We start from the raw sequence: 8,765 nt of genomic DNA, 5'->3' as shown, positions 1-8,765 counted from the left end.
CCTTTCCCTCCGGAGGGGGGAAAGGTGGCGCTGCGAAGCAGCGACGGATTGGGGGAACCACGTGGCAATCAAGCCTCGGCCTGATCGGTCGCGCCAGTCACAGAAGATGGGTGCATAGCGTAGCCCACTACGTGGGGCGAGCAACCAACCCTACTCCGCGGCCACCTTGGCCATCGGATTATTGGGGTGCGTCGTCCAGTTGGCGTAGATCGGCGACACCGGCAAGCCGGTGCGCTGGTCGAGCACGCCGGCGGCCAGCGGCTGCATGGTGATGCAGCCTTCGACCGGACAGACATTGACGCAGAGATTGCAGCCGACGCATTCAGCCTCGATCACTTCGAAATGCCTCACACCATCGACCATGCTGGTGATCGCCTGGTGCGAGGTGTCCTCGCAGGCGATGTGGCAGCGGCCGCATTTGATGCAGGCATCCTGGTCGATATGCGCCTTGGCGACATAGTTGAGGTTGAGATACTGCCAGTCGGTGACGTTGGGCGTGGCGCGGCCGATGATGTCGGAGAGCGAGGCGTGGCCCTTCTCGTCCATCCAGTTCTCCAGCCCCGCGATCATCTCCTGCACGATCTTGAAGCCATAGGTCATCGCCGCCGTGCAGACCTGCACGTTGCCGGCGCCGAGCGCCATGAATTCGGCGGCATCGCGCCAGGTGGTGATGCCGCCGATGCCGGAGATCGGCAGACCATGCGTTTCCGGATCGCGGGCGATCTCGGCCACCATATTCATGGCGATCGGCTTCACCGCCGGACCGCAATAGCCGCCATGCGAGCCCTTGCCGTCGATGGTCGGCTGCGGCGCGAAATTGTCGAGATCGACGCCGGTGATCGAGTTGATGGTATTGATCAGCGACACGGCATCGGTGCCGCCGGCATGCGCCGCCCGGGCCGGCTTGCGGATGTCGGTGATGTTGGGCGTCAGCTTGGTGATGACCGGCATGCGCGTGTACTGCTTGCACCAGCGCACGACCATTTCGATATATTCCGGCACCTGGCCGACGGCCGAACCCATGCCGCGCTCGCTCATGCCGTGCGGGCAGCCGAAATTGAGCTCGATGCCGTCGGCGCCGGTCTCCTCGACCAGCGGCAGGATCGCCTTCCAGCTCTCCTCCACGCAAGGCACCATGATCGAGGCGATCAACGCCCGATCCGGCCAGTTCATCTTCACCTGCTTCATCTCGCGCAGATTGGTCTGCAGGTCGCGGTCCGTGATCAGCTCGATGTTGTTCAAGCCCAGCAGGCGACGGTCGGCGCCCCAGATCGCGCCATAACGCGGGCCGTTGACGTTGACGACCGGCGGGCCTTCTTCGCCCAGCGTCTTCCAGACCACGCCGCCCCAGCCGGCCTTGAAGGCGCGCTCGACGTTGTAGGCCTTGTCGGTGGGCGGCGCCGAGGCCAGCCAGAACGGATTGGGCGATTTGATGCCGACGAAATTGTTGCGGATGTCTGCCATGCTCATGCCCTCCCGTTAGAGGCCAGTGCCCGGTGGATGCTCTCGGCCGCGTCGCGCCCCTGCGCCACCGCCGAGACAGTCAAATCGTCGCCGCCGAAAATGCAGTCGCCGCCGGCCCAGACCTTGCCCAGCGAGGTGCGGCCTTCGGCGTCGACCTTGATGCGGCCGCCTTCGAGCTCGATCTGTTCCGCACTGCCGTTGAGATGCGCCGGCACGAAGCTCTGGCCGATCGCCTTGAACACCTGGTCTGCGTTGAGCCGCAGCGTCTCGCCGGTGCCGATAAGCTTGTCGCCGCTCAGGGCGGTGTATTCGAGCTCGATGGCCGACACCTTGCCGTTTTCGGCAATGACGCGCTTGGGCTGCAGCCAATGGCGGATGGTGACGCCGTTGGCGGCGGCCAGATCCTGCTCGAACTCCGAAGCATTCATGTGCTCCTGGCCGCGCCGGTAGCAGATCGTCACTTCTTCCGCGCCGAGCAGCTTCGACTGCACCGCGGCGTCGATCGCCGTCATGCCGCCGCCGAGGACGACGACGCGCCGGCCGACCGGCAGGCCGGAAAGATCGCTCGCCTGCCGCAATTCCGAGATGAACTCGACGGCATTGGCGACGCCGTCGGCGTCCTCGCCTTCGGCGCGCAGCGCGTTGACGCCGCCAAGTCCCATGCCGAGGAACACCGCATCGTAGTTGCGGATCAGGTCCGCAAGCTGGAAGTCGCGGCCGAGCGCCTTGCCGTTCTGGATGTCGATACCGCCGATCGCGGTGACATAGTCCACTTCCGCCTGGGCGAAATCGTCGACGCTCTTATAGGCGGCGATGCCGTATTCGTTGAGCCCGCCGGCCTTCGGCCGCGCCTCGAGGATCGTCACATCATGGCCGTGGCGGGCAAGCCGATGCGCCGCCGCCAGCCCCGCCGGGCCGGCGCCGACCACGGCGATGCTCTTCCCGGTCGGTTCGGCGCGCTTGTAGAACTGTTTGTCCTCGCTCATGGCGACATCGGTGGCGTAGCGCTGCAGCCGGCCGATCTGCACCGGCTTGCCTTCGGCGACCTCGCGCACGCAGACCTCTTCGCACAGCGTCTCGGTCGGGCAGACGCGGGCGCACATGCCGCCCAGGATGTTCTGGTCGAAGATCGTCTTGGCCGAGCCCAGAGGATTGCCAGTGGCGATCTGCCGGATGAACAGCGGGATGTCGATCGAGGTCGGGCACGCGTTCATGCACGGCGCGTCGTAGCAGAAATAGCAGCGATCGGACTCGACCAGCGCCTCGTGATGATCGAGCGGCGGATGCAGGTCGGAAAAATTGTCGGCATATTGCTCGGAAGACAGCCGGCCGCCGGCAATGCCTTCGATGAAATGACCAGTCGCCATTCCAGTTCCCCTTGTTGTCGTTTTGGGGAAGGCTAGCACGTTTTATTTTTTTATCAATTGGTCAATTTTCGGCCAAGCCACTGTATTGCTTGCACAAAAACATGATAAACATAGTCATGTTATAGCCGGCTCAGTAAACTCTGCTGTGTCATGGCTTGTGATCCTGTGGCCATGGATTGACCATATCTCGTCCGCCACCAGTTCCTGCAGCCGCCACAGATTGCGGTCATGGATGCCGAAGGTCTCGAGGTGGCTGACGGTATTGTACAGGTATTCGGCACCCGAGCCGACATGGCCGCAGGCGCGTGCCAGTATCTTTGCTACGCTTTCCAGCGGCTGCCCGAGCGAAGTGCCCTTGCCGGTCACGCCGACCCAGAAGCCCAGCGCCCGCAGCCGACCCTGCACGGTGCGCACCGGAACCCACCGGACCGAGCTGACTGACTCGTGGTCGTCGATTTCACGCCGCAGCAATCTCTCGATCTGGGCTGGTTTCTCGCCATCCGGCAAACGATAGATGACGCCGTCGCAGCGCCCGCCCCGTTCGAGCGCCATCATCAATCCAGGCTGCTCGCGGCTGCCGCGCCAGCGCTTTATCTCGAGGCAGAACGAGCGGTGCCAGCCATGCGCGGCCGCGCGCTGCTGCTCGACCGACTCGAAGGCCGGCTTCCAGATCAGCGAGCCATAGGCGAACACCCACAGCGGACCGTCGTCGGCTTCGCCGGACAGGCGCGTGGCGAGCGACCGGAAATCATCATCGCTTAGCTGTGTCCAGCTGCCATCGGGACCAGGATCGACCTCGTCGCGATGGCACAAGGCCACGAGCTCAGGCGTGAGCGACATTCGACGCATGAAGACAGCCCCCTCTTTGAGGGCAGCAAAGTCGAAAAGCGCTGGATACGCAAGATCATGGGCCTAATGCATGTCGCCCAGAAATGTGCAGCGGTTCTGGGACAACGACATGCATCAAGACAAAGACTTAAAGCCCGCCGCCTTAATGCGTTTCAGCGCGACGCGCTTCAAGTCGCTTGCCGTCCTCGAATTTTGACCCAGATGTCGGATTTCTGTCGTCAGGATCGTCCTAAGGTGTGTTGAGATTCAGGTCAGGCCGCGCCGAAAACGGCGGTTTTCGAGAACCGGCCTACGCCGGCCGTAGCCTTCATAGAGCGGAGACGCTTGTGAGGGCTTCGGCCGGCGAAGGCCGGAGCGGAGCGTACTTAGGTACGTGAGCACCGGAAGCGCAGGAAACCGGCGTTTGCTTGCAGGCCAGCATCACCTGAATATCAACATACCTTAGGATGGATCGAACAAACGATCGCTGCCTGAACCCGTGAGGAGACCGATCATGCCGAAATCCCCGCAACCTTTCTTCTGGTACGAGTTGATGACCACCGACCTCGACGCCGCCGAGGCTTTCTACACCGCCGTTGTCGGCTGGCGGGCCGAGCCCTTCGACAAGGCGCCCGGCATGCCCCGCTACATCGTCGTGAATTCCAGCGTGCGAGGCGTCGGCGGGCTGATGACGATGCCGGAAGAGCCAGCCAAGATGGGCATGCCGCCAGCCTGGATGGGTTACATCTACGCCAAGGATGTCGACGCTTCGACGCAAGCGCTCAAGGACGCCGGCGGTGCCGTCCACCGTGCACCGGACGACATTCCGGGCGTCGGCCGCTTCGCGGTCGTCGCGGACCCGCAAGGGGCTTCATTCATGTTCCTGCAGCCCAATCAGGCCGAGCAGCCGCCGGTGCCGGCGACCACGCCCGGCCATGTCGGTTGGCATGAGCTCTACACATCGGACTGGAAAGCCGCCTTCGATTTCTATTCCAGCCAGTTCGGCTGGGAGAGCGCCGGCCAGTTCGACATGGGCGAGATGGGTATCTACCAGACTTTTGGCGCCGGCCCCGAATCCGGCGGCGGCATCATGAACAAGCCACCGCAGATCCCGGTTCCCGTCTGGCAGTTCTATTTCAACGTCGACGCCATCGACGCCGCCGCCAAACGCGTCACCGACAATGGCGGCAAGGTCATCATGGGTCCGATGGACGTGCCGAGCGGCCAGTGGATCATCCAGTGCCAAGACCCGCAAGGCGCGCATTTCGCTTTGCTGGCGCCGGTGCGGTAACAGCACTGTTGGATGGGCTGGCGCCGGATCATTCCGGCGTCAGCACCGCCAGCTTCAGATCGGCCTGCCTGGCGCCGCTGAGCTGGACGACGGCCGCTCCGCCCTGGAGCTTGAAACGCAAGCTCTTGCGAATGCCCGGGCAGGTCTTCACGCCGCTGAAAGCCGCCGATTTCACGATCTTGCCATCCTGCACGACATCGATCCAGGCCTCGTCGGACAGGCTGAACTGCAACTCGCCTTCAGGCGGCACGGTCACATTTGCCGTCGCGCCGAAGGTGCCGGCTTTCGGTGCACGGTCAGGCGGCACTTCAAAGCTGACCGCGTCGACAGCCGCGAGCGAGAAATCCACCGCTTGGCCGACCGTCAGGGTGGCGCCGGATTGGGCGGCGGGTGCGGCCGGAAACAGGGCCTGCTCACGTTCAACCGGCCATTTGAAGGCGTCGCAGCCGGTATCCGCGGCTGCGGCGAAGCTGGTGCCCGCAAGGATTGCCAAAAGGCTGATGACGACTTTTCTCATGGTTAAGGGACCTGTCTGGTTTGATGCGTCACCCCTGGTGATACAACCATAAGGATAGATATGCAACCATAGAGAGAAGAAATATGGGAATTGAAACCATTTCCACTCACCGATTGTTGATGGCAGGCCATGGGATGTGAGTGGTCCGTCGCCGGGCGATAATCTAAGGCCCGATCGGGGTAAAATGGAGTTTTAGATGAAGCTTTTCGAAAGCCTAGCTCAGTACAGCCCGCAGGCGCTGGGTGTGTTGCGCATCATGACCGCCTTGCAGTTCGTCGAACACGGCTCGCAGAAACTGTTCAACTTCCCCGTCAGTGCCGAGCCGCACGTCCTCACTGGGCTGACGACGGCTGCCGGCATTCTCGAATTCGCTGGCGGCATCCTGCTGGCGCTCGGCCTCTTCACCCGCCCGGTCGCATTCCTCCTGGCCGGCGAAATGGCGATCGCCTATTTCATGGCGCACATGCCGCGCGACTTCTTCCCCGTCAACAACGGCGGCGACTCGGCGATCTCCTTCTGCTTCATCTTCTTCTATCTGATCTTCGCCGGGGCCGGCGCCTTCGCGCTGGATAACCGCCGCAGCGCCTGAAGCATCGAAGGGTGCGCGCCTAGAGGCTTTTTGTTTTGACGCAATTCCGGACGGAAAACCGCCTCGCATTTTTCCTGGAATTGCTCTAGCCGCGCATCCGCTCGAAATTGGCGTCGAACAGCGGCGCCGCCTGGATGCGCGCCGCATGGCGCTTGCCGAGGATCTCGATCTCGAAACCGTCCGGTCTGTCGGCGATCTCCTTGGGCACATAGCCCATAGCGACCGATTTCTTCGAGTGATGCGCATAGCCGCCCGAGGTGACCCAGCCGCGCACGACGCCGCCGTGCCAGATCGCCTCGTCGCCGATCACATCGGCATCGGTGGCCTCGACGATGAAGGCGCGCAGCCTGAGCTTGCCGCCCTCTTTGCGCTCGGCAAGGGCTGCCTCCTTGCCGATGAAATCGGCGTCCTTGCCATAGGCGACGAAGCGGTCGAGCCCGGCCTCAAGCGGCCCATAGATCGGCCGGTACTCGCGCGCCCATGAGCCGTAGTTCTTCTCGAGCCTCAGCGCATTGAGCGCGCGCGAGCCGAATAGGCTGATGCCTGACGCTTCGCCCGCGGCCAGCAGCGCCTCGTATGCGGCGCGCTGATATTCGGGCGCCACCCATATCTCGTAGCCGAGATCGCCGGTGTAGCTGACGCGTCCGACCAGGCACGGCGCCATGCCGATATCCATCCGCGCAACCGCCATGAAAGGGAACGCCGCGTTGGAGACATCGGCGCGGGTCACTTTGGCGAGCACCTCCCTCGCCTTCGGCCCGGCGATGGCGAGACCCGCGAGCTTTTGGCCCAGCGCCTCGATTTGCACCGAGCCGTCGTTCGGCAGATGCGCCTCGAACCAGCGCATGTGGTACTGCTCGGCGATGCCGGAGCCGGCGATGAACCATTCGCCGTCGTCGATGTTGGCTAAAGTGAAATCGCCGATCAGCCTGCCGTCTTCCTTCAGCATCGGCGCCAGGGTCATGCGGCCGCGCTTTGGCAGCCTGCAGGCAAGCATGCGGTCGAGCCAAGCGGCCGCGCCCTCGCCCGTCACCTTGTATTTGGCGAAGTTCGAGATCTCCGACAGGCCGACGCCGTCGCGTACCGCCGCGACTTCCTTTGCAACATGGTCGAAGTCGGTCGAGCGCCGCCAGGAAAACTCGTCCTTGACGCCTTCCGGCGCATACCAGAGCGGCACTTCGAGCCCATAGGACACGCCCCATTGCGCGCCCTTGGCCGACAGCGTGTCATAGACCGGCGTCGTCTTCAGCGGCCGCCCGGCCGGCAGTTCCTCATTCGGGAAGCGGATCGAGAAACGACGCGAATAATTCTCGCGCACCTTGGCGTTGGTATAGGCCATAGTCGCCCAGTCGCCATAGCGCGCCACGTCCATAGCCCAGATGTCGGCGCCCGGATCGCCCTCGATCATCCAGTTGGAAAGCGCGAGCCCCACGCCGCCGCCCTGGCTGAAACCGGCCATGACACCGCAGGCGACCCAGAAGCCGGGCAGGCCGCGCACCGGACCGACCAGCGGATTGCCGTCCGGCGCGAAGGTGAAGGGGCCATTGATGATCTGCTTGATGCCGGTCTTCTGGAAGGCCGGGAAATGGCGGAAGCCGACTTCGAGCGACGGCGCGATGCGGTCGATGTCCGGCTCCAAAAGCTCATGGCCGAAATTCCAGGGTGTGGAAAATTCCGACCAGACCTTGTTGGCCTTCTCGTAAGTGCCCATCAGCATGCCGCCGCGTTCCTGGCGCAGATAGAGCTCGCCGTCGAAGTCGACGGCATGGATTATCTCGGTGCCGGTCTTCTTGTTCCAGTCGGCGACCTCCGGCATGTCCTCGGTGATCAGGTACATGTGCTCCATGGCCAGAACCGGCAGTTCGAGCCCGACCATGCGGCCGACCTCGCGCGCCCACAGACCGCCGGCATTGACGACGTGCTCGGCAACGATATCGCCCTTGTTGGTGATGACGCGCCACAGCCCGTCGGGACGGCGCACGATGTCCTCGACCTTGGTGAAGCGCTCCACCTCGGCCCCCAGTTTCCGCGCCGCCTTGGCATAGGCATGCGTCACGCCGGACGGGTCGAGATGGCCGTCCTCCTTGTTGCGCACGGCGCCGACAAACTGGCTGGGATCGATGAGCGGCATCAATTCCGCCGCTTCTTTGGCCGAGATCACCTCGAGGTCGATGCCGAGATAGCGGCCCTTGGACACCACGCCGCGCAGCCAGTCGAGCCGCGCTTCGGTCGCCGCCAGAAGCACACCGCCCGTGAGGTGCACGCCGGTGGCCTGTCCCGAAAGCTCCTCGATCTCCTTGTAGAGCGAGATCGTGTATTTCTGCAGCTTGGCGACGTTGGGGTCGCCGTTGATGGTGTGCATGCCGCCGGCCGCATGCCAGGTCGAGCCGGACGTCAGCTCGTCGCGCTCCAGAAGCACGACATCTGTCCAGCCATGGCGGGCAAGATGGAACAGCACCGAGCATCCGACGACACCGCCGCCGATGACCACGACCTTTGCATGCGACTTCATGGGTTTTTCTCTGACATCAGGGAGTTGGGGAGATGAACTGAATCAGAAAGGCAGCGCGAGGCACCCCCCTCTGGCCTGCCGGCCATCTCCCCCTCAAGGGGGGAGATCAGCAGTGGGGACCTCGCCGCCGATTGATCCAGGTCGGCGATTGGCGAAGGCAGATGTGACAGCCAATCTCCCCCCTTGAGGGGGAGATG

7 protein-coding genes are annotated in these 8,765 nt (G+C 63.5%); 2 read left to right on the top strand and 5 right to left on the bottom strand.

Annotation, left to right across the window (positions count from 1 at the left end; all coding sequences use genetic code 11):
• Window positions 1-150 precede the first annotated feature (150 nt).
• From preA to FJ980_RS28120, 3 genes are all read right to left on the bottom strand, one after another.
• A complete protein-coding gene (preA, locus tag FJ980_RS28130; protein WP_140546921.1) occupies window positions 151-1,464 on the bottom strand; it encodes an NAD-dependent dihydropyrimidine dehydrogenase subunit PreA in 1,314 nt (437 codons plus the stop codon).
• Window positions 1,465-1,466: 2 nt separating this feature from the next.
• Complete coding sequence (locus FJ980_RS28125; RefSeq protein ID WP_140546920.1) at window positions 1,467-2,831, bottom strand: NAD(P)-dependent oxidoreductase; 1,365 nt, start codon at window positions 2,829-2,831, stop codon at window positions 1,467-1,469.
• 114 nt (window positions 2,832-2,945) lie between these two features.
• Window positions 2,946-3,680: a gamma-glutamylcyclotransferase gene (locus FJ980_RS28120; RefSeq protein ID WP_140546919.1), complete on the bottom strand. Its 735-nt coding sequence runs from the start codon at window positions 3,678-3,680 to the stop codon at window positions 2,946-2,948.
• Between the two features lie 493 nt (window positions 3,681-4,173).
• On the opposite strand from FJ980_RS28120, the gene FJ980_RS28115 reads away from it, so the two are divergent.
• Window positions 4,174-4,950, top strand: a complete 777-nt coding sequence (locus FJ980_RS28115; RefSeq protein WP_140546918.1) for a VOC family protein — start codon at window positions 4,174-4,176, stop codon at window positions 4,948-4,950.
• A gap of 28 nt (window positions 4,951-4,978) precedes the next feature.
• Here FJ980_RS28115 and FJ980_RS28110 read toward each other — a convergent pair whose 3' ends face one another.
• The gene (locus tag FJ980_RS28110; protein ID WP_140546917.1) at window positions 4,979-5,467 is read right to left on the bottom strand and encodes a hypothetical protein; all 489 of its coding nucleotides are present in this window, start codon (window positions 5,465-5,467) and stop codon (window positions 4,979-4,981) included.
• Window positions 5,468-5,663: 196 nt separating this feature from the next.
• Here FJ980_RS28110 and FJ980_RS28105 point away from each other — a divergent pair, with 196 nt between their 5' ends.
• Window positions 5,664-6,056 carry a DoxX family protein gene (locus FJ980_RS28105; protein WP_140546916.1) on the top strand — a complete coding sequence of 131 codons (393 nt, stop codon included), beginning with the start codon at window positions 5,664-5,666 and terminating at the stop codon, window positions 6,054-6,056.
• A gap of 85 nt (window positions 6,057-6,141) precedes the next feature.
• Here the strand turns inward: FJ980_RS28105 and FJ980_RS28100 are convergent, their stop codons facing one another.
• A complete protein-coding gene (locus FJ980_RS28100) occupies window positions 6,142-8,568 on the bottom strand; it encodes an FAD-dependent oxidoreductase (RefSeq protein WP_140546915.1) in 2,427 nt (808 codons plus the stop codon).
• Window positions 8,569-8,765: the final 197 nt, after the last annotated feature.

Source organism: Mesorhizobium sp. B1-1-5, from assembly GCF_006443065.1.
In the GTDB taxonomy this organism is placed as follows: domain Bacteria; phylum Pseudomonadota; class Alphaproteobacteria; order Rhizobiales; family Rhizobiaceae; genus Mesorhizobium.
The sequence above is the reverse complement of the archived record's forward strand: the minus strand, read 5'-3'. Positions and strand labels throughout refer to the sequence as shown.